This is a genomic window from Fictibacillus enclensis (genome assembly GCF_001457035.1).
GTDB lineage: Bacteria > Bacillota > Bacilli > Bacillales > Fictibacillaceae > Fictibacillus_C > Fictibacillus_C enclensis.
In genome coordinates, this window is the sequence record NZ_KQ758617.1 from 1,934,876 (window position 1) to 1,954,390 (window position 19,515).

22 protein-coding genes are annotated in these 19,515 nt (G+C 43.9%); all 22 read right to left on the reverse strand.

The genetic code is table 11. From position 1 onward, the window contains the following. Nucleotides 1-5: 5 nt before the first annotated feature. The 22 genes from recO to grpE all read right to left on the reverse strand — a co-directional run bounded on the left by recO (nt 6) and on the right by grpE (nt 19,501). Nucleotides 6-749, reverse strand: coding sequence for a DNA repair protein RecO (gene recO / locus AS030_RS10010; protein WP_061971157.1), 744 nt, complete (start codon nt 747-749; stop codon nt 6-8). 35 nt (nt 750-784) lie between these two features. Continuing rightward, nucleotides 785-928 carry a YqzL family protein gene (locus AS030_RS22995; RefSeq protein WP_074440501.1) on the reverse strand — a complete coding sequence of 48 codons (144 nt, stop codon included), beginning with the start codon at nt 926-928 and terminating at the stop codon, nt 785-787. Nucleotides 929-1,022: 94 nt separating this feature from the next. Continuing rightward, the gene (gene era, locus AS030_RS10015; RefSeq protein WP_061971159.1) at nt 1,023-1,931 is read right to left on the reverse strand and encodes a GTPase Era; all 909 of its coding nucleotides are present in this window, start codon (nt 1,929-1,931) and stop codon (nt 1,023-1,025) included. Beyond that, entirely contained in the window at nt 1,924-2,322 is a 399-nt protein-coding gene (locus tag AS030_RS10020; RefSeq protein WP_061971161.1) for a cytidine deaminase, read from the reverse strand. Before AS030_RS10020 ends, era begins: the two co-directional genes overlap by 8 nt. An 80-nt stretch (nt 2,323-2,402) precedes the next feature. Continuing rightward, entirely contained in the window at nt 2,403-2,768 is a 366-nt protein-coding gene (locus AS030_RS10025; RefSeq protein WP_061971163.1) for a diacylglycerol kinase family protein, read from the reverse strand. 5 nt (nt 2,769-2,773) lie between these two features. Further along, nucleotides 2,774-3,244 (reverse strand): rRNA maturation RNase YbeY, encoded by a 471-nt coding sequence (gene ybeY, locus AS030_RS10030; RefSeq protein WP_061971165.1) that lies wholly within the window; start codon nt 3,242-3,244, stop codon nt 2,774-2,776. Next, on the reverse strand, nt 3,245-5,383 hold the full coding sequence (locus AS030_RS10035; protein WP_061971167.1) for an HD family phosphohydrolase: 2,139 nt from the start codon (nt 5,381-5,383) through the stop codon (nt 3,245-3,247). A gap of 146 nt (nt 5,384-5,529) precedes the next feature. Beyond that, nucleotides 5,530-6,498 carry a PhoH family protein gene (locus AS030_RS10040; protein ID WP_061971169.1) on the reverse strand — a complete coding sequence of 323 codons (969 nt, stop codon included), beginning with the start codon at nt 6,496-6,498 and terminating at the stop codon, nt 5,530-5,532. A 5-nt stretch (nt 6,499-6,503) separates the two neighbouring features. Then, the gene (yqfD, locus tag AS030_RS10045) at nt 6,504-7,697 is read right to left on the reverse strand and encodes a sporulation protein YqfD (protein WP_061971171.1); all 1,194 of its coding nucleotides are present in this window, start codon (nt 7,695-7,697) and stop codon (nt 6,504-6,506) included. A 21-nt stretch (nt 7,698-7,718) separates the two neighbouring features. Beyond that, complete coding sequence (gene yqfC / locus AS030_RS10050) at nt 7,719-8,006, reverse strand: sporulation protein YqfC (protein WP_061971698.1); 288 nt, start codon at nt 8,004-8,006, stop codon at nt 7,719-7,721. A 106-nt stretch (nt 8,007-8,112) separates the two neighbouring features. Further along, the gene (locus AS030_RS10055; protein WP_061971174.1) at nt 8,113-8,562 is read right to left on the reverse strand and encodes a hypothetical protein; all 450 of its coding nucleotides are present in this window, start codon (nt 8,560-8,562) and stop codon (nt 8,113-8,115) included. After that, nucleotides 8,562-9,575, reverse strand: coding sequence for a flotillin-like protein FloA (gene floA, locus AS030_RS10060; RefSeq protein WP_061971176.1), 1,014 nt, complete (start codon nt 9,573-9,575; stop codon nt 8,562-8,564). The genes AS030_RS10055 and floA overlap by 1 nt, the downstream gene beginning before the upstream one ends. After that, nucleotides 9,576-10,916 (reverse strand): NfeD family protein, encoded by a 1,341-nt coding sequence (locus AS030_RS10065; protein WP_141687048.1) that lies wholly within the window; start codon nt 10,914-10,916, stop codon nt 9,576-9,578. Between the two features lie 168 nt (nt 10,917-11,084). Beyond that, nucleotides 11,085-11,528 carry a GatB/YqeY domain-containing protein gene (locus AS030_RS10070; protein WP_061971179.1) on the reverse strand — a complete coding sequence of 148 codons (444 nt, stop codon included), beginning with the start codon at nt 11,526-11,528 and terminating at the stop codon, nt 11,085-11,087. 15 nt (nt 11,529-11,543) lie between these two features. Continuing rightward, the gene (rpsU, locus tag AS030_RS10075) at nt 11,544-11,717 is read right to left on the reverse strand and encodes a 30S ribosomal protein S21 (protein ID WP_007202240.1); all 174 of its coding nucleotides are present in this window, start codon (nt 11,715-11,717) and stop codon (nt 11,544-11,546) included. Nucleotides 11,718-11,831: 114 nt separating this feature from the next. Then, nucleotides 11,832-12,506 (reverse strand): deoxyribose-phosphate aldolase, encoded by a 675-nt coding sequence (deoC, locus tag AS030_RS10080; RefSeq protein ID WP_061971182.1) that lies wholly within the window; start codon nt 12,504-12,506, stop codon nt 11,832-11,834. Between the two features lie 122 nt (nt 12,507-12,628). Further along, nucleotides 12,629-13,981 (reverse strand): tRNA (N(6)-L-threonylcarbamoyladenosine(37)-C(2))-methylthiotransferase MtaB, encoded by a 1,353-nt coding sequence (gene mtaB / locus AS030_RS10085; RefSeq protein WP_061971183.1) that lies wholly within the window; start codon nt 13,979-13,981, stop codon nt 12,629-12,631. Nucleotides 13,982-13,986: 5 nt separating this feature from the next. After that, complete coding sequence (locus AS030_RS10090) at nt 13,987-14,739, reverse strand: 16S rRNA (uracil(1498)-N(3))-methyltransferase (RefSeq protein ID WP_061971186.1); 753 nt, start codon at nt 14,737-14,739, stop codon at nt 13,987-13,989. A 1-nt stretch (nt 14,740) separates the two neighbouring features. Beyond that, the gene (gene prmA / locus AS030_RS10095; RefSeq protein WP_061971188.1) at nt 14,741-15,697 is read right to left on the reverse strand and encodes a 50S ribosomal protein L11 methyltransferase; all 957 of its coding nucleotides are present in this window, start codon (nt 15,695-15,697) and stop codon (nt 14,741-14,743) included. Nucleotides 15,698-15,724: 27 nt separating this feature from the next. After that, nucleotides 15,725-16,843: a molecular chaperone DnaJ gene (gene dnaJ / locus AS030_RS10100; protein ID WP_061971191.1), complete on the reverse strand. Its 1,119-nt coding sequence runs from the start codon at nt 16,841-16,843 to the stop codon at nt 15,725-15,727. Nucleotides 16,844-17,026: 183 nt separating this feature from the next. Then, nucleotides 17,027-18,859: a molecular chaperone DnaK gene (gene dnaK, locus AS030_RS10105; RefSeq protein ID WP_061971193.1), complete on the reverse strand. Its 1,833-nt coding sequence runs from the start codon at nt 18,857-18,859 to the stop codon at nt 17,027-17,029. A gap of 45 nt (nt 18,860-18,904) precedes the next feature. Further along, complete coding sequence (gene grpE / locus AS030_RS10110) at nt 18,905-19,501, reverse strand: nucleotide exchange factor GrpE (protein ID WP_061971196.1); 597 nt, start codon at nt 19,499-19,501, stop codon at nt 18,905-18,907. Nucleotides 19,502-19,515 lie beyond the last annotated feature (14 nt).

Below are 19,515 nucleotides of genomic sequence, written 5' to 3' on the forward strand. Positions count from 1 at the left end.
CAGGGTTATTCAAATTTATTCAATTGATTGAGAAACTTTTTTGATTTAAAAACCATGCCTGAATTTTCATCGATATATGTAGTCAGGACAAAACGGATCTGATCTTTTGTTTGTTTTTTTAATGATATGTTCCCCAGACGGTTCAGGTCGAAATGATAAAAAAGCCGGAGAAGCCTAGCTGCCGGCTGTGACAAAGGTATCCGGTTCGGATCCAAGTGGCTGCATCTCTCACAAAGTAAACCACCCTCCCGAATTGAAAAGGAAAATTCTCCTTCCGTTCGGCCGCAATTGGCGCAGTGATCCACCTGAGGGCCGATTCCGGCCTGCCGCAGCATTTTCATCTCAAAAATAAAGGTAATAACTTCAGGATCTGCTCCTTCGTCCAGTTGGTGAAGGGATTGCCACAGGTGCTCAAATAAATAAGGCTGAGGGTTCTGCTCCTCAGTCACTTTATCCAAAAATTCAATCATATACGCACAATAGGCGGTTTTAAACAAATCTTCTTTAATTCCCCGAAATGAGTCAATAATTTCTCCCTGATTAAGGGTACCCAGGCCTCTGCCCTGTTGATAAACAAAATGACCGTATGTAAAAAGCTGCGCAACAGAAGAGAGGCGACTTTTAGGTTTCTTCGCCCCTCTTGCCATAACACCGATTTTACCTTTTTCCCGTGTAAAAAGAGTCAGGATGACATTTGTTTCACCGTAGTCCACTTTTCTGATGACAATTCCTTCAACCTTTTGCAGCAAGTTTACCACCACCAGGTTCTTTTAATGAAGGCTCCTTATTGGATGGGAGAGTCAATAGGTGCTTGAGGATCCTCCTCTTGAACCGTTCTCGCTGACATGTCCACTTCAAGTTCTTTAAACAACAAATAGGTATCGATACTGCCCGTTTCGCAAAATACCTTCCAGGTAAATTCTTTCATGGGAATGTTCCACCTTTCACGTTGTTTTTTTAAACTCTCTTGTCCTTAGGGTTGCCTTATAACAAAAATTAAATGTGAAGGAAAATATGGAAGCTTAATACTCGTCTTCGTTAAATCCAAATTCTTTCAGATTGCTCGTTTTATTTCTCCAATCCGCCTGAACTTTTACAAACAGCTCAAGAAAAACTTTGGTTCCCAGCAGGTTTTCAATATCAGTGCGTGCCCGCTTGCCCACTTCCTTGAGCATGGAACCTTGTTTTCCAATAATAATTCCTTTTTGCGACTTTCGTTCAACAATGATGGTAGCATTGATAAAGACGACATCGCGATCTTCGCGGCGCTGCATTTGTTCAATCACGACAGCAATCGAGTGAGGAATTTCCTCACGAGTCAGATGAAGCACTTTTTCCCTAATCAGTTCTCCGACAATAAAGCGTTCCGGATGATCAGTGACCTGATCCTCGGGATAGTACTGCGGTCCTTCCTCAAGGTATTCCGTAATCTGATTCATCAAGGTGTTTACATTATTCCCCTGAAGCGCGGAAATAGGAATGACTTCCTGCACCTCGACTTTATTGCGGTAAAATTCAATAAGCGGCAGAAGTTTATCTGGATGAATGGTGTCGATTTTGTTGATTACCAGAAAAATCGGCTGGTTGATTCCCTGAAGTTTATCAATGATAAATTGATCGCCCCGTCCATAGCCTTCCTCCGCATTAATGACAAAAAGGATCAAATCCACTTCTCTTAATGTCTGCTGGGCAATCTTTGTCATAAAATCACCCAACCGGTGTTTTGGTTTATGAATACCCGGAGTATCGATAAAAATAACCTGTGCTTGGTCAGTTGTATAAACTCCTTGGATTTTGTTTCTTGTTGTTTGCGGCTTATCACTCATAATGGCAATTTTTTGGCCGATGATATGGTTCAATAACGTTGATTTTCCTACATTTGGCCGTCCAATGATGGATACAAAGCCTGATTTATAACCAGTTTTATTCATTTAAATCCCCCGGTGAAAACGCTCCAGGAAGCAACTCTTCCACAGTCGTTTCCAAAATGTCTCCTTGTAAATTGGTTAAATACACTTTCATGTCAGATGGGCATAATTCCGAAATGACCTGTCTGCAGGCTCCGCAAGGCGGAACCGGACGTTTTGTGTCTGCCACAACAGCCAGTGCAGAAAATTCTTTATCGCCCTCTGAGACCGCCTTAAAAAGGGCGGTACGCTCCGCGCAGTTTGTCACACTGTAGGCCGCATTTTCGATATTGCAGCCATGATAGACCTTTCCGTCTTTGGTCAGAAGGGCTGCCCCCACCTGGAATTTGGAATAGGGAACATACGCACGGTCTCTGGCTGTAACCGCTTCCCTGACCAGTTTGTCTTTTTCCATATTCGTTCCACCTTTCAACATTCATCCTTTATCCTACTGATTGATACAATGCTTCATCTATTTTGTTTACGTTTATGGCTTTAAAAAAGATAATGCAAGACAGGTTTTACAAATAGCAGTAATCCGATTATAACAGCAATCAGTGAAAAAACCAAAACGGCACCCGCTGCCATGTCCTTGGCCTGCTTGGCCAAAGGATGGAATTCCTCCGTAACAAGATCTACCACCCGTTCAAGAGCAGTATTGACGATTTCCAACGAAATGACAACTCCAATGACAATGAAAAGAATCGCAAATCGCACTACAGAAAAATCCAGCACATACGCAGTACCCAAAACAACCAGGCTGATCAAAAGGTGGATTTTAATATTTTGCTCCCCTGCTAAAGCGGTCTTTATACCGGACCATGCAAATTTGAAACTTCGAAAAAACCGGCGGGCAGCCATCCCTGTTATCTCGTCAGGCCGTATGCATTTAGGATTTCATCCTGCCGGCCAAACATTTGTTTTTCATCCTGCTCACATAGATGATCGTAGCCTAAAAGGTGAAGAAAACCATGGACCGCAAGAAATCCAATCTCCCTCATCAAGGGATGCCCGTATTCTTCGGCCTGCTGCTTTGCAGTATCCACGGAGATAATAATGTCCCCAAGGATTCTTGGCAGTTCGGCTCCCGTGATTTCAATTTCCCCTTCGCCCATTTCTTCCATGGCGAATGAAATCACATCCGTTGGCCGGTCCTTGTCCCGGTATTGTCTATTGATTTCGTGGATCCTCTCATCGGTCACGAATGTTAATGACAGCTCGGTTTCATCAGGCAGCTCCTCCATGGCTGCAGCATGATTGAGAAGATTGGTCAATTCCTCTACCTGCTCCGGTGTCACCTGTTCGGTTTCGTCAGTAAAATCAATGTGTAAGCTCATTTATAAATCCACCTTCTTTTTAATTTGCTGTTCGGGGTATTCAATCCTCGAATGGAAGATACCGTTCAATGTCTGGCTTAGCGTTTTAGCGACCGTATCCAATTCTTTAAAGGTCAGTTCACACTCGTCAAACTGGCCATCCTCCAGCCTGTCTGTGATAATTTTGCGAATAATGGAGTCAATTTTAACCGGTGTCGGCTTAGATAGAGAACGCACGGCTGCTTCGACACTGTCTGCAATCCCTACAACCGCAGATTCCTTTGATTGTGCTTTTGGACCCGGGTATCTGAAATCCGATTCCGGAATATCTTTTTCGCTCTGTTCTGTTGCCTTATGGTAAAAGTATTGAAGCAGTGTGGTTCCATGGTGCTGTTCGGCAATATCAATAATTTCTGCCGGCAAGTTATATTCTTTCAACATCTCCGATCCATCATACGGATGCGCAATAATGATGGTCTTGCTCAGCTGTGGAGTTAATTTCTCATGGGGATTGTCCATATTCATCTGATTTTCAATAAAAAAGTGCGGCCTTTTTGTTTTTCCAAGATCGTGATAATATGAGCCCACCCTTGCAAGCAACCCGTTCGCACCGATAGATTCACAGCCTGCTTCGGCAAGGTTGGCAACCATGACGGAATGATGATACGTCCCCGGCGCTTCAAGCAAAAGCTTGCGCAGAAGGGGATGATTTGGGTTGGAGAGTTCAATCAGCCTTGTTGTGGATAACACACCAAACCATGATTCAAATACAGGCATCAGACCCAACGCGAGCACGGATGCCAAAAATCCGGAAACAAAACCAAACCCAATCTCGACTCCAATCTGTACGGGTGAATATTTTCCGTTTTGAAGCAGCAGAATGATCAGGATCGATACAACATTAATAAACGAAACGAGAAGCCCCGCTTTCAGTATCCTTGATTTTAAATGGCGCTTGCCCAGATAAATAACGCCTGCAATACACCCCAGCAGTACATAGATCCCGAGCGGAAAGTTAAATGTACCGGTCGATCCTTCATTAAACATCAATGTGGCGCACAGCGCAAATAAAACACTTGAAAGAATAGCTGTAAATTCGTTAAAGAGCATTTTGATCATCATCGCTCCCGCTGCAATAGGAACGATAAAAAAGATTCCTGTAATCTCCATTTTGTCAATGAAGCTGGACAGCTTCATCACCAGGAGGGAAAAAGCCATCAGGATGATATAAAGGAGAATCTGTTTCCTTTTGCTGCTCTCTTTGGCAGCAAATGAATCTCTTATTAAATAATACAAGCCTATGACCAGGATAAGAACAAAAAGGAGCAATCCAACATAGGGATATACCGCAACTTCTTTATCCAGCAGACCGACTAGCTTTAACTGTTTAAATTTTTCAGGCGTTATGACATCGCCCTCTCTTACGATGATTTCCCCTTCTTTAATCTCCACAGGCTCTGCTTCATCAATGGCTTTTTGCTTGGCAAGCTTCGTTTTATCCACATCAAGCAGATAATTAGAAACAATATTGCTTCTCGTCAGCTCGATTACTGCACTTTTTAAAGAAGAAGCAAAGTTGGAATTTTGCTGGATGTTATCTTCGGCCCGGTCGCGAAAAAATCCAAGTTGGTCCACTCTGATTTTATTTTTCAGAGTGTCATTGATAACCGAACTAGCCAAATCTCTTGCTGAACGCAATTCTGAAGAAGATGCATTAAACAGAGCAGTATAAGCTTCGGGTGAAATTTGATTGTTGCCGACCATGCCCTTGATTTGATCGATTTTCTGATCGAGTGTAAGTGGTTCTTTGTCTTTGTCCTTTTTTTCCGCTTCGTTAATTTTTTCAATGGCCTTGAAGATTTCATTTGATTTTTCAGCTTGTTTGAGCGGACTGTCTTGATCATAGGAATAGATATTTTCTACCTTATCCGCCGCATCCTTTTGCTTTTTTAGCGTGTCTTCCTTCATTTCAATGGTGATCGGTGATTGTATGTCCCGAGGAGAAATGGAATACGGCTCAGCATCCACCGTATCAGGTGTGACATTGCTTAATAAAGTCGAGTAAATGATCAAGGCCAATAATCCAAAGAGCGGGATCGACCAACTTTTAGGTGAGTTCTTTCTTTTAAGCTTAAACCGTTTTATCACATTATTGCTCATCACATTCAGCCCCCGCCTGTCACTGCTTTGTATTTCCATATTAACAAAAACTGGACAGAGAAGGTATAGCAGAATTGCAAGCGTAAATTTTTCTCTGCAAAAAAAGAAGAAGCCTCAGGTTTTATTTAATAAACCTGAGGCTTCTTCTACTTGCCACCCTCGTTCTTTTCGTAGGCCGAAATGATGCGCTGGACCAGCGGGTGTCTTACCACATCAAGCTGCTTTAAGAAAATAAACTGTATGCCTGGCACGCCATTCAAGGTGCGTTCTGCCACTTTTAACCCTGACTCTTTCCCTCTTGGAAGGTCAATTTGGGTTAAATCGCCCGTAATGACCATTCTTGAGCCAAAGCCAAGGCGTGTCAGAAACATTTTCATCTGTTCTGGAGAGGTATTTTGAGCTTCATCAAGAATGACAAAACATTCATCGAGCGTTCTTCCCCTCATATAGGCGAGCGGTGCAATTTCGATGGTGCCTCTTTCAATCAGTCGTTCTGTATGTTCCATTCCCAACAAATCATGAAGAGCATCATACAGCGGACGCAAATAGGGGTCGACCTTTTCTTTCAGGTCGCCAGGGAGGAAGCCAAGGCTTTCACCAGCTTCAACTGCCGGCCTTGTCAAAACAATCTTTTTGATTTTTCCTTCTTTCAAGGCAGCTACTGCCATAACCACAGCCAAGTAGGTTTTCCCTGTACCTGCAGGGCCAATCCCAAAGACCAGGTCGCCTTTTTTCATCGCTGTTACATAATGACGCTGACCGAGTGTTTTTACTCTGATTGGTTTGCCTTTTACGTTAGTTGTAATCTCCTGCTGATACAATTCAGTGATTTCATCGAGCATTTCCCGTTCCGCCAGCTGAACAGCATAAACAATGTCTCGTTCGGAAATATGAATTCCTTTTCGGATCAATCCCAGTAGCACGATCAGCACATCTTCCACCTTTTGAACGGCATCATCCGTTCCCGTAACCGATATGTCTTCGCCTCTTGTGACAATGGTGACTGAAAGCTTATCTTCGATAATATTCAGAAAAGCATCGTTCGGTCCGAAAAGCGCCAGGGCTTCTCCCTGATCTTCTAGTTGTAATCGCTGTAATTTAGTGGTTTCTGACAAACTACTCAGTCTCCTTGTTGGATAAGTATAGGTTGTTCAGATGCAATATTTTCAATTACCTGGTAGTGCATCGATAAATTTACTTTACCATTTGAAACGGACTGGCGCAAAATTTTTTCTCCCTTAATTTTCGCATCGTGGGACAGCAGTTTCCTTACTTCTTTTCTGGCCATTGCTTTCCCTGCCTGGATGGCTTGGGAACTTGTATACACACGGTGCACGCCATCCGTTTCCCTGATTTCCTTCTTTATATAAGAAATCGGCAGTGTCCATTTCCAAAATTTCAGCGGAGTTTCATTCTTGCTGACCTCTTGTGTTTTATATTCCTCGTCTTTCCAGCCCCAAATCGGAATTTTGAGACCAAACAGATTTATTTTATGCTGCGTTACCATGTTTCCCGTAAAGGTTTGAAATTCCGTTTTTAGCGGAACGGTCACGCTTGTCGTATACCATGTTTCCCCCCAGACTACTCCCTTGGCCGGGACAAGCTTGGTTTTCCCTTCCTTTCCAATATATCCGGATACGAGGAGACTGCCCTTATAGACAAACTGATGCGGGGAAACCACGGGTTGTCCTTTTTCAACGAACATATCATAGATCACCGCATCCTTTTTTGCCACCAGATGCTTTGGTGATGACGTTTCCTTTCGTTTAGGGATTTCCTTTTCTACAACCTGAAAATTATAGGTTGTCCCATTCAGACTGACTCCGATCCAGGTTACATTGTCCATGGCGTTGGTCAGCTGCTGCTGAAGCTGTCTGACATTGGGGAGAAGGAAGATAAACTTGCCTTTTTTTATCCCCAATTCTTTTGCCGCTTTGAGAAGCTGGTATTCTGTTTTAGGATTTGCTCCTGTCACATTAATATTCCAAACCATATTGGATAGCAGAAATAAAACCACAAAAAAACCTGCAAGTCCAAGCAAGAGGCCGTTCCTTTTCCACATCCTGACTGCCCAAAACGGCAAACCGTTCTTCTCTAACAGGCGAAACTTGCACCTTGTTTGTTTCATAAGCGGCCGTACTTCTTTCATGTTTTTGGTATAAAGGCAGGCGGATACTGACCCCTCTACTGTCCGTTCGATGTTCCAGATTGCGATCCCCCGGGCCAGGCATTCATTGATGAAACCTTCAATATCGTCGCCTCTCAATTCGATTTTCACATAACTGTTTATCGGCTCCAGCCAGTCCTTTTTCATAGCGGCCTCCCGTACTGGTTTTTAAGTGGATTTGTCATAATAGACCCCTTCAATGGTTCCTTCAAGCAATATTTCTTCGGGAAGAATGGTTTTAATAACAAAGTCCTGACCTTTGATCACAAGGTGTCCCTGCTTTAAACGAAGCTTTAGTTCTTCCCTTGAAAAGGCCATAACCCCTCTGTGATTTTCTATATAGATATGTAACTGGCCAATCATCGTAATGCGGGGTAAATCCATCATGGCATCAGCTGGGAGATCAAGTTTTTCCACTAACCATTTTGTTACTTGCTGCCTCCACTTTGCCATCAGCAACACCCCTCTCATCTCATTTTTATGAAAGGGTGAGATAAACTATCACCATAAATTAAAAAAAGGACCGCATAAGATGCAGTCCCCTTTGACACATGGTTCTTCTTCATTTTTTTCTGTGAAGCGGCTGATAAGCGCGTGGCTTGCCAAGAATCTCCGACCAAATAATTCCCTCCACGAGATTCTCCTTTTTTACCGTAAAAGATACAATTTCATTGCTTCGGTCCTTGTATCTGTCGTTTAAAGAGACACCGGACCGGGAAGTTGAAGATGACCGTGGCTTCATCTGGATGTTTTGATAACTTTCCAGCATCGTTGTTGCTGAAGAAACTTCTTCTAACTTTTCATTCTTTGCGGTCTTTTCCATTTTTGCTTTCTGGGCAGCTGCAGCATCCGAAGCTTCCACTGTTCTCCTTTGAACCCGCCGTTGTCGCTGATGATCATTCTGCTGCGACAGACCTTTTTTAATCAATCCATACAGCCCCACGACCACAAAAATGATAAATGGAAGCAAATCACCGATGGCATCGAAAAGATGATTGATAAGGGTATCCATTATTTCTTCCCTTTAGTGCCCGGCAAATCATCTTCTCCTAATGAAGGATTCGCCTGTTTTCCAATCGATTCTCTCATGTTTGTGTCTGCAATCACGTTGGTCAAATTGGCATAATCAAGCACACCCATATTTCCCGAACGAAGTGCTTCGGCCATGGCAAGTGGCACCTCGGCTTCGGCTTCCACCACTTTTGCACGCATTTCCTGAACCCTGGCGATCATTTCCTGTTCGTTGGCAACAGCCATGGCCCGGCGTTCTTCTGCCTTCGCCTGTGCAATATTTTTATCAGCCATCGCCTGGTCGGTTTGCAGTGCTGCCCCAATATTCTTGCCAATATCAATATCAGCAATATCAATTGACAGAATTTCAAACGCGGTTCCGGAATCCAGTCCTTTGGATAAAACGGTTTGCGAAATGGTGTCCGGATTTTCCAGAACCTTTTTATGATTCTCACTTGAACCAATCGTAGAAACAATACCTTCCCCTACACGGGCAATAATGGTTTCTTCTCCTGCTCCCCCGACCAGGCGTTCAATATTGGCTCTAACAGTTATTCTCGCTTTCGCTTTTACTTCAATGCCATCCAGTGCCACACCGGCAATAAACGGCGTTTCAATTACTTTGGGGTTAACACTCATCTGTACGGCTTCCAGGACGTCTCTTCCGGCTAAATCAATCGCTGCCGACCTTTCGAACGTCAAATCAATGTTCGCTCTGTGTGCGGCAATGAGAGCGTTTACCACACGGTCTACATTTCCTCCCGCCAGGTAATGGCTTTCGAGCTGATTGGTCGTAAGATTTAACCCGGCTTTTTGTGCCTTGATCAGCGGATTGATGACCCTTGAGGGGATAACCCGTCTTAACCTCATACCGATCAGTGTAAAAATCCCAACCCGTACTCCTGCAGCAAGTGCTGAAATCCAAAGAGCAACCGGTACAAATGTAAATAGAATTGCAAGCACAATAATAATAACGCCAATTAAAACAAGCGTTGCGATGGAACCTGAAAACATTTAATCTCCTCCTTTTTCTGATAAATCTTCTTTTACTTCTCTAACTACGATTCTAGATCCCTGTACTTTAACAATTTTTAACTTTTTCCCTTTTGGAATAAAGCTGCCTTCTGTTACAACATCCAGATATTCTCCATCGAGATCTGCTGTACCAGATGGTCTAAGAGGCGTGATAGATTCCGCAATCCTCCCTGTAAGATCCGCTCTCTGGTCATTTGAAATGTATCCCTTTTCCGTGCTCGTGCTGTCAAACAAGATCAGTTTTCTCAGTGGTCCCCGATAGCCAAAATATTTAAGGAAAAAGAAAGATCCTACTACAGTAACAATAAAAGCGATTCCTATCGAAATGGCTACAGTCGTTACCGATCCTGCTGCCATGACCAAGCTTGCAATCACTGCAACCACCCCCAACACTCCTATAATGCCTCCCGGAACAAAAATTTCCAGGAACAAAAACACAAGACCCAGCACAAAAAGCGCGACGGATTCCCACCCGGCAAGTCCTGCAATCATATGACCAAAGAAATAAAGACCCATTGAGAGAAGACCGATGGTGCCAGCAATACCGAAACCAGGTGTAAAAAGTTCAATGGCGAGCCCCAAAAATCCAACAGAAAAAAGGATGGCTACTGCAATTGGATTTGTAACCACACGAGCTACTTTTTCGGCCAGGCTTAAATTTACTTCCGTAATTTTTGCGTCGTCCAGCTTAAGATACGAAAGCAGTTCATGCCGGTCATTCACTATTTTTTCTGCATAGCCTACCTTAAGCGCCTGATTGGCTGTCAGGGTTAACAGTTTCCCTTTCTCAAGGCCCAGGTCCTTGATTTCTATGTTTTCATCTGCCATGGCCCTTGCATATTTAGGATCGCGGTTGTTGAGTTCTGCTGCCGCTTCCATTTCTGCAATCCAGGCGGATTCTGCTTTTTTCCCAGCAGTATTGCCCTGTGCATTGATTACAGCAGCAGAGCCCATTGTTGTTGACGGTTTCATAACAATTTCATTTGCATTCAATGCAATATACGCTCCGGCAGAAAAAGCATCTTTAATTATGTAAGCTGTAGTGGGTATTTGCGTAGATCTGATCAGCTGGGCAATCTTATTAGCTGAATCCACTCTTCCCCCTGGCGTGTTGATTTCAAAAATAATGTGGTCTGCACCTGCTTTTTCGGCATCGTCCAAACTTCTCTCAAGGAAGGCTTCAAGACCTCTTTCAATTTCCTGCTGTACCGGAATTACATATACCGTCTCGCCATTCCCTTCACCGGCCGCCGGCTTGATGACCGTCAGCAGCGGGAGCATCATTAGTCCAATGAAGAATATCATCCGGATTATTCTCAACGTTTCCCCCCCTTTTTAATCCCCCTTTATTCATACGACTGACCAACAAAAAAGTTTCAATATCTGGAAAGTTCCCTCTCCATTGTATAGTATGTATTTTGGAAAAACCAAGTGGATAATTAACGCAAAAAGACGCCTTAAGGCTAAGCCTCAAGGCGTCTGTTCGATTTAAGATAAATTTTGTTGAACGAGCTTGTTGACAAGAGAACCATCGGCTTTGCCTTTTACTTGAGGCATCACCACTCCCATCACCTTACCCATATCCGCTTTTGATGAAGCACCAACTTGTTCGATGGCTCCCAGGACAATCTCTTTCACTTCATCCTCGGATAATTGTTGTGGCATATAGTCCGTAATGATGGCAATTTCTTCTTTCAAAGGATCTGCCAAATCATTGCGTCCAGCTTTTTCAAATTCTTGGAGGGAGTCTTTTCTTTGTTTCATTTCACGTGCAAGAACAGTGAGCTCTTCTTCTTCATTCAGGTCGTGCCCGAGCTTGATTGATTCGTTTTGAAGGGATGCCTTCACCATGCGAATCACAGAAAGCTTTTGCTTGTTTTTGTCCTTCATCGCTTGTTTCATATCCTGGTTTAATCGATCAAGAAGACTCATAAACTTACACCTCTCTTAGAACTTGCGCTTTCTTGCTGCCTCAGCCTTCTTCTTACGTTTAACGCTTGGCTTTTCATAATGCTTGCGCTTTTTCACTTCTGCCAAAGTTCCATCTTTGGAAACGGATCTTTTAAAACGACGAAGAGCATCATCAATGGATTCGTTCTTACGAACACGGGTTTCTGCCATTTTCTTTCCCTCCCTCCAGACCATTTCAGTCACAATGAGTGATAGAAATGCGTCACATATCTTTTGCCATTATAATATATCAATTGATAATGGTCAACAAAAATCCGCTTTGTTTTAATAATCTGATTCTGAGCTTACGCCTTTAACAATGGCAATTCCTGCACTTGCCCCGATCCGGGTTGCCCCAGCTTCCACCATGGCAATCGTGGTTTTCCTGTCGCGTACTCCGCCTGAAGCTTTTACGCCAATATTCGGGCCGACCGTCTCTCGCATAAGGCGGATGTCTTCTACCGTTGCTCCTCCTGTGGAAAACCCGGTAGAGGTTTTCACAAATTGGATGCCAGCTTTAACTGCGATTTCACAGGCCTTTACTTTTTCTTCATCTGTAAGCAGGGACGTTTCAATAATGGCTTTGGTCAGTGCACGCCCCTTTGCAGCTTCAACGACAGCACGGACATCTCGTTCAACCAGATCGTACTCTTTCCCTTTTAAAGCACCGATATTGATTACCATGTCCACTTCAGTTGCCCCGTTTTCAATGGCATTTTTTGTTTCAAATGCCTTCACTTCAGGGGTGCTCGCACCAAGCGGAAAACCAATGACTGTACAAACAGCCACGTCTGTACCTTTCAGTTGCTCAAACGCAGTGTATACCCAAACCGGATTAACACAAACTGAAAAAAAATTGAATTCCTTTGCCTCGGCACACAATTTTAAAATATCTTCTTTTGTTGTTTCCGGTTTTAAAGCGGTATGGTCAATGAGTTTAGCAAGATCTGATGCAGCCATTTTTTATCATCCTTTCTACACTTCTTCTCTTCCTATGTATTTTACCAAAACCCGACATTAAAATACAAAACCCGGGTTTACACAAAAAAAAGAAAGCCCGGGTATCCGGACTTTCAGTGGTATCAGAAGTTTGCAATTTCTTTGGAAAGATGATCATCGATTACTTTTACAAACTGGCCGTCATTATACGGGTAACCCGCTTTCGAAATTTTCACAAGGACTTGTTTTCCGATCATCTCTTCGGTTGCAGGGAACCTGACTTTGAGATAGTTCGGTGTGTACCCAACATACAGGCCTGTTCCCTTTTCTTCCTTATATGCTTCTTCAGGAATTACCTCTACGACTTCATCTTCGTAATCTGAAGCATATTCTTTGGCGAGCTGATCTGAAAGCTCGATCAAGCGGTGAACTCGTTCGTTCTTCACCTCTTCAGGAACTTGTTCCTCCATCCGTGCGGCAGGTGTGCCGGTGCGCTTGGAATATGGGAAGACATGAAGCTCGGAAAATTTGTGGTCGCGGATGAAATTATAGGTTTCCATAAATTCTTCTTCCGTTTCCCCGGGAAATCCGACAATGACATCTGAAGTAATCGCCAAACCAGGAAGTGCATTTTTCAACTTGGTAATGCGCTCTGCAAAAAGTTCCATAGTATACTTTCTGCGCATTCTTTGAAGAACCGTGTTGGAACCGGACTGAAGCGGGATATGAAGATGGGGAACGACCTTATCGGATCGGTTCATGACCTCGATCACTTCGTCCGTAATCTGGCTCGCTTCAATGGAAGAAATGCGAAGCCTTTTCAATCCTTCCACTTTCTCATCCAATTCTGAAAGAAGCATGGCAAAGTTGTAATCTTTCAAATCTTCACCGTATCCCGCAGTGTGAATGCCAGTAAGCACGATCTCTTTATATCCGGCACTGACAAGCTGCTGCGCCTGATGGATGACTTCTTTTGAATCCCGTGAGCGCAAGAGCCCGCGTGCCCAGGGAATGATACAAAATGTACAGAAGTTGTTGCATCCTTCCTGAATTTTCAGGGATGCACGTGTACGGTCCGTAAATGATGGAACATCAAGTTCTTCATACACACGTGCTTTCATGATGTTGCCGACACCATTGATAGGAAGCCGTTCTTCTTTAAACTGCTCAATAAACCCAAGCATCTTCCCACGATCCTGGGTTCCGACCACAATGTCCACACCCGGGATCGCCATGATTTCCGCAGGAGAGGTCTGGGCGTAGCAGCCCGTCACACAAATGACCGCATCCGGGTTTTTACGGATCGCCCGGCGGATCACCTGACGGCTTTTTTTATCGCCTGTATTGGTTACAGTACATGTATTAATTACATAAACGTCAGCTGTCTGCTCGAACTCTTTACGTTCATAACCTTCACTATGGAACAGCTGCCAAATCGCTTCTGTTTCGTAATGGTTTACTTTACAGCCTAATGTATGAAAAGCCACTGATGGCATTTCAATCACCTCATTAATTCAAAATGATAGGAAACAGCGCTAAGGAGATAAGAACTTGCTGTTTCTGTACGCAGTATTCGGGGGCCAAGTCCACAGGAAACAAAACCAGCTTCCTTTAATTCAGATACTTCCTGCCCGCTAAATCCGCCTTCCGGGCCGATGGCGCAAAGAAGCGTCGAACCGGGAGACATGGAATACAGGACTTCAGCCAGCCGCTTTGTCTCTCCCTCTTTCGCTTCTTCTTCATAAGCCACAATTTTATAATCAAAATCAGTTGCTTGTTTCAAAAGAGTTGTAAAGGAAACAGGCGAAAACACGTCAGGAATGACGCTGCGGTGTGACTGCTCAGCCGCCTCTTTTGCAATTTTTGCAAGCCTCAGGATTTTTTTCTGACCTTTTTTTTCATCCCATTTTACAATACACCGTGATGAAGAAAAAGGCAAAAATCCCTTTGCCCCTAGCTCGGTTCCTTTTTGTACAATCGTTTCCAGCTTATCTCCTTTAGGAATTCCCTGGGCAATGGTGACCTGTATAGGAGATTCCTTTTGTTCCTGTATCTCTTCGATCACAGAGGCATGGACAGAATCCCGGTCTACCGCCGTGATTTCACAGAGCACCGTCCGGCCCTGACTATCGGAGCAAATAATATGATCGCCGTTTTCCATTCTCATTACTTTTGCAATATGATTTGCATCATCGCCCGTGATTGTCACGTTGGTTTCGCTCATATCGTTTCCTGAAACAAAGTACCTTTGCATGTTAGACCTCTTTCGAGTCCGAAAGATTGCGCGCAATGATTGCTACCCAGTCTTCCATCTCCAGCACTTCTACAATGGTAAACCCGTTTTGTTTCAGCTCTTCTTTTACTTCGTTCTTTTTTCCTTGAATAATGCCTGAAGTAATAAACAGGCCATCTTGTTTAAGCACCCTTGCGGCATCTGGAACAAAACGCAGGATAATATCAGCAAGCAGATTGCCCACAATTAGATCGGCAGGACCTTCAATACCGTTTAACAAGTTATTCTGCTTTACAGTGATTTTTTCCGCTGCTTTATTCAGTTTCACATTAATATTGGCGCTTGAAACTGCTACTTCGTCCAAGTCAAATGCCTGAACATGCTTCGCTCCCAGGTGGGCCGCAGCGATACTTAAAACACCGGAGCCGGTTCCTACATCAATGACCTCATCCCCTGGGTTCAGGTATTTCTCGATGGCTTGCAGGCACATGACCGTTGTTGGATGGGTCCCGGTGCCAAAAGCCATTCCCGGATCCAGTTCAATGATTACTTCATCAGAGCTCACCGGCTGATAATCTTCCCATGTCGGTGTAATGGTTATCTTTTCGGAAATTTTTACCGGCTTGTAGTATTTCTTCCAGGCGGTTGCCCACTCTTCTTCATTTACCTCACTGATGGTTACATGGTTATGGCCGAGATCGATATCATAGGTCATTAAATTATTAATGGCTTCTTTGACCTCATCTACTGTTTCACCGAGAAAACTTGTTACCGGCAAATACGCTTTTATCAGTACGCCTTCTTCAGGATAATCATTAGGATCGAGTTGATAGATTTCCCCAAAAACGGATGTTCTCTCTTTTATTAAATCTTCCGGATCTTCTATCACCACGCCGCTGGCACCTGCTTCGTGTAGAATGTTTGAGATTGGTTCAACCGCTTCCTGGGTAGTATGAATGCTAATTTCTGACCATTTCAATTCTATCAACTCCATTCCTATGATCCATTACTCGCCCTTAAAGGCTCTTTTTACTTTGTCAAAAAAGGATTCTTCATGCTCATCCGGCACATCTCCGCCGATTTCGGCAAAATCCCTCAGCAATTGCTTCTGTTTGTCGGAAAGCTTGGTAGGTGTCAGCACTTTCACTTGGATGTGCTGATCTCCCTGACCGCGTCCCCTGACATTTTGAACTCCTTTTCCGCGCAGACGGAAATGAGTTCCGGTCTGTGTTCCAGCCGGTATTTTCAATTTGATTCGCCCGTGCAATGTAGGAACTTCAATTTCATCTCCCAAGGCAGCCTGAGCAAAGGTAATAGGCATTTCACAATAAATGTCGTCTCCGTCTCTCTCGAAAAATTCGTGAGGAAGAACTCTGAAAACCACATAAAGGTCTCCTGGAGGACCTCCGTTTACGCCTGGTTCACCGTGCCCGGAAAGGCGGATTTGCTGGCCGTTATCCACGCCTGCAGGAATTTTCACATTGATTTTCTTTGTGGTAGTTACTTTCCCTTTACCATGGCACGTACCGCATTTTTCTTTGATAATCTTGCCTGTTCCGCTGCAGTACTGACATACTCGTTTGTTGACGATGCGTCCAAACGGTGTATTTTGCTCGACGTTCAGCTGGCCTGCACCTTTACAGTGTGAGCATGTTTCCGGTTTCGTGCCAGGCTTCGCGCCTGATCCGTGACATGTTTCACATGTTTCTTCCTTAGGAAGCTCAATTTCGGTTTCTTTACCGAAAACCGCTTCCTCAAACTTGAGGTTCATGTTGTACTGTAAATCTGATCCCTGTCTCGGGGCATTAGGGTTTCTTCTTCCCCCGCCGCCGAAAAACATATCAAATATGTCTCCGAAGCCGCCAAAGTCAGCTCCTGCACCTCCAAAACCGCCAAATCCCTGATTAGGATCCGTATGGCCAAATTGGTCGTACTGTGCTTTTTTTTGAGGATCTTTTAACGTATCATACGCTTCCCGCACCTCTTTAAACTTCTCGGCAGCATCCGGTTCCTTGTTTACATCAGGATGGTACTGCTTAGTCAGTTTGCGGTAGGCTTTTTTTATTTCTTCGGTGGATGCATTCTTATCCAAACCGAGTACTTCATAGTAATCTCGTTTACTCATAGAAACCCACTCCCGAATCTTCACATAAAAATTATCTTACCATTGTTGCTTTTCTTTTTTCAACAAAGATCGTTAAATATGTGAATTGTTTTTAACATCTGCAAGTGAAATGCATCAAAACGGAAAAAAGTCAAAGCCAAGATGATCGCCTGACTTTGACTTTTTCCTTACCAAATCACGTTATTATTTCTTTTCGTCGTCGTTCATTTCTTCGTATTCCGCATCTACCACGTTGTCATCGGCTTTCTTCTCGCCCTGCTCTTGGCCTTGAGCTGCCTGTTGTGCTTGTGCAGCTTGTTCATAAAGCTTAACGGATAGCTGTTGAACAACTTCGCTCAACGCGTCTTTTTTCGTTTTAATCGCTTCGATATCCTGGCCTTCAAGCGCTGTTTTAAGCTCTTCTTTTGCTTCGTTTGCTTTGGTTACTTCGGCTTCATCAACCTTGCCTTCAAGATCCTTAAGCGTCTTGTCTGTTGCAAAAATTAGCTGGTCAGCTTCATTACGAAGGTCAATCTCTTCACGTCTCTTCTTGTCAGCTTCTGCATTTTCTTCCGCATCACGTACCATTTTTTCAATCTCTTCTTCTGAAAGACCTGAAGAAGACTTGATGGTGATGGACTGTTCCTTGTTTGTTCCAAGGTCCTTCGCACGCACGTTTACGATACCATTCGCATCAATATCGAAGGATACTTCGATTTGAGGAACACCGCGTGGAGCTGGAGGAATGTCTGACAATTGAAAACGGCCCAGTGTTTTATTGTTTGCAGCCATTTCGCGCTCACCCTGCAAAACATGAATGTCAACAGAAGGCTGGTTGTCAGCAGCTGTAGAGAATACCTGAGATTTTGTAGTCGGAATCGCAGTGTTTCGGTCAATCAGCTTTGTGAATACACCCCCAAGTGTTTCAATTCCAAGAGATAGAGGAGTTACGTCAACAAGAACAACGTCTTTAACGTCACCAGTAATTACTCCACCCTGGATTGCTGCACCAAGAGCTACTACTTCATCAGGGTTAACCCCTTTAAATGGATCTTTTCCTGTGAACTTTTTGATCGCTTCCTGAACAGCTGGAATACGAGTAGATCCCCCAACAAGAATAACCTTGTCAATGTCGCTTGGTGAGAATCCTGCGTCGTTCAATGCCTGGCGAGTCGGCCCCATAGTACGCTCCACAAGGTCAGAAGAAAGCTCTTCAAATTTCGCACGGCTCATGGATACTTCCAAGTGCTTAGGACCAGTTGCATCAGCGGTGATGAAAGGTAGTGAAATTTGAGTTTGAGTGACACCAGAAAGATCTTTTTTCGCTTTCTCTGCAGCATCTTTCAAACGCTGAAGCGCCATCTTATCTTGAGAAAGGTCGATGCCGTTTTCTTTTTTGAACTCAGATACAAGATGATCAATGATTACTTGGTCAAAGTCGTCACCGCCCAGCTTGTTGTCACCTGAAGTTGCAAGAACATCAAAGTTACCATCACCGATTTCAAGGATGGATACGTCAAAAGTACCGCCACCAAGGTCAAATACGAGGATTTTTTGATCGTTCTCTTCTTCAAGACCATATGCAAGTGCAGCAGCAGTCGGCTCGTTAATGATACGTTCTACTTGCAGTCCTGCGATTTGCCCAGCATCTTTGGTTGCCTGGCGCTGTGCATCGTTGAAATAAGCAGGAACAGTGATTACTGCACGTTCTACTTTTTCTCCAAGATAGCTCTCTGCATCACTTTTCAATTTTTGAAGGATGATCGCAGAAATTTCCTGAGGTGTATATGCTTTGCCCTCTGCTTCCACTTTATGATCAGAACCCATATGGCGTTTGATAGAAATGATGGTATTCGGGTTGGTAACCGCCTGGCGTTTTGCCACTTCCCCAACTGAACGCTCTCCATCTTTAAAGGCTACAACCGAAGGAGTTGTGCGATTGCCTTCAGGATTCGGAATAACCGTCGCTTCTCCGCCTTCCATTACAGCAACACAAGAGTTTGTTGTACCTAAGTCAATTCCAATAATTTTGCTCATGTAACATACCCTCCACTTTTATATGTAATATTAAGTGCCTTAATATTACTGATTTACTTTTACCATTGCCGGCCGAATGACTCGGTCCTTTAATTTGTATCCCTTTTGCAGGGTTTCAACGATCACGTTGGACTCATATTCTTCATCCTGGACTTGCATGACCGCCTGGTGAAGATTCGGGTCAAATGCTGCTCCCTCGGTTTCAATAACTTCCAGTCCTTCGCTCTTCACCGCCTCAAGAAGCTGGCGATACACCATTTCCACTCCTTGCAGAACAGAAGCGGCTTGAGCATCTTCCACCTTAACATCCATGGCTCTTTCGAAGTTATCAAGAGCAGGCAACAGCTGTGTAATCAGACTTTGAGATTTATATTTTAACTGAGCCGCCTGGTCTTCCCGTGTACGGCGTTTGAAATTTTCAAAATCGGCCTGTACACGAAGCAGCCGGTTCTCAGTATCAGCCAGGCTGGCTTCCAGTTGAGCAATTCTGCTGTCTTCCACAACAGGTTCAGATGATTCAGCCGCTTGATCTTCATCACCCTGCGCGTTTGGAACTTCATGTTGTTCAGCCTCAGCAGCTTCCTCTTGCAAAGTATCATTCATTTCCTCAAATTCAGCAGTATCTTTATGATTGTTTTCCATGTTGTCACCTCCCT

Bases quoted from the DNA above. Each gene is read 5' to 3' on its own strand.
- AS030_RS22995 (WP_074440501.1), bottom strand. From the start codon at position 928: ATGAAAGAATTTACCTGGAAGGTATTTTGCGAAACGGGCAGTATCGAT.
- era (WP_061971159.1), bottom strand. From the start codon at position 1,931: ATGAATAAAACTGGTTATAAATCAGGCTTTGTATCCATCATTGGACGG.
- AS030_RS10020 (WP_061971161.1), bottom strand. From the start codon at position 2,322: ATGGAAAAAGACAAACTGGTCAGGGAAGCGGTTACAGCCAGAGACCGT.
- AS030_RS10025 (WP_061971163.1), bottom strand. From the start codon at position 2,768: ATGGCTGCCCGCCGGTTTTTTCGAAGTTTCAAATTTGCATGGTCCGGT.
- ybeY (WP_061971165.1), bottom strand. From the start codon at position 3,244: ATGAGCTTACACATTGATTTTACTGACGAAACCGAACAGGTGACACCG.
- AS030_RS10035 (WP_061971167.1), bottom strand. From the start codon at position 5,383: ATGAGCAATAATGTGATAAAACGGTTTAAGCTTAAAAGAAAGAACTCA.
- yqfD (WP_061971171.1), bottom strand. From the start codon at position 7,697: ATGAAAAAGGACTGGCTGGAGCCGATAAACAGTTATGTGAAAATCGAA.
- AS030_RS10055 (WP_061971174.1), bottom strand. From the start codon at position 8,562: ATGGATACCCTTATCAATCATCTTTTCGATGCCATCGGTGATTTGCTT.
- floA (WP_061971176.1), bottom strand. From the start codon at position 9,575: ATGTTTTCAGGTTCCATCGCAACGCTTGTTTTAATTGGCGTTATTATT.
- AS030_RS10070 (WP_061971179.1), bottom strand. From the start codon at position 11,528: ATGAGTCTTCTTGATCGATTAAACCAGGATATGAAACAAGCGATGAAG.
- rpsU (WP_007202240.1), bottom strand. From the start codon at position 11,717: ATGGCAGAAACCCGTGTTCGTAAGAACGAATCCATTGATGATGCTCTT.
- deoC (WP_061971182.1), bottom strand. From the start codon at position 12,506: ATGGCTGCATCAGATCTTGCTAAACTCATTGACCATACCGCTTTAAAA.
- mtaB (WP_061971183.1), bottom strand. From the start codon at position 13,981: ATGCCATCAGTGGCTTTTCATACATTAGGCTGTAAAGTAAACCATTAC.
- AS030_RS10090 (WP_061971186.1), bottom strand. From the start codon at position 14,739: ATGCAAAGGTACTTTGTTTCAGGAAACGATATGAGCGAAACCAACGTG.
- dnaJ (WP_061971191.1), bottom strand. From the start codon at position 16,843: ATGAGTAAACGAGATTACTATGAAGTACTCGGTTTGGATAAGAATGCA.
- dnaK (WP_061971193.1), bottom strand. From the start codon at position 18,859: ATGAGCAAAATTATTGGAATTGACTTAGGTACAACAAACTCTTGTGTT.
- grpE (WP_061971196.1), bottom strand. From the start codon at position 19,501: ATGGAAAACAATCATAAAGATACTGCTGAATTTGAGGAAATGAATGAT.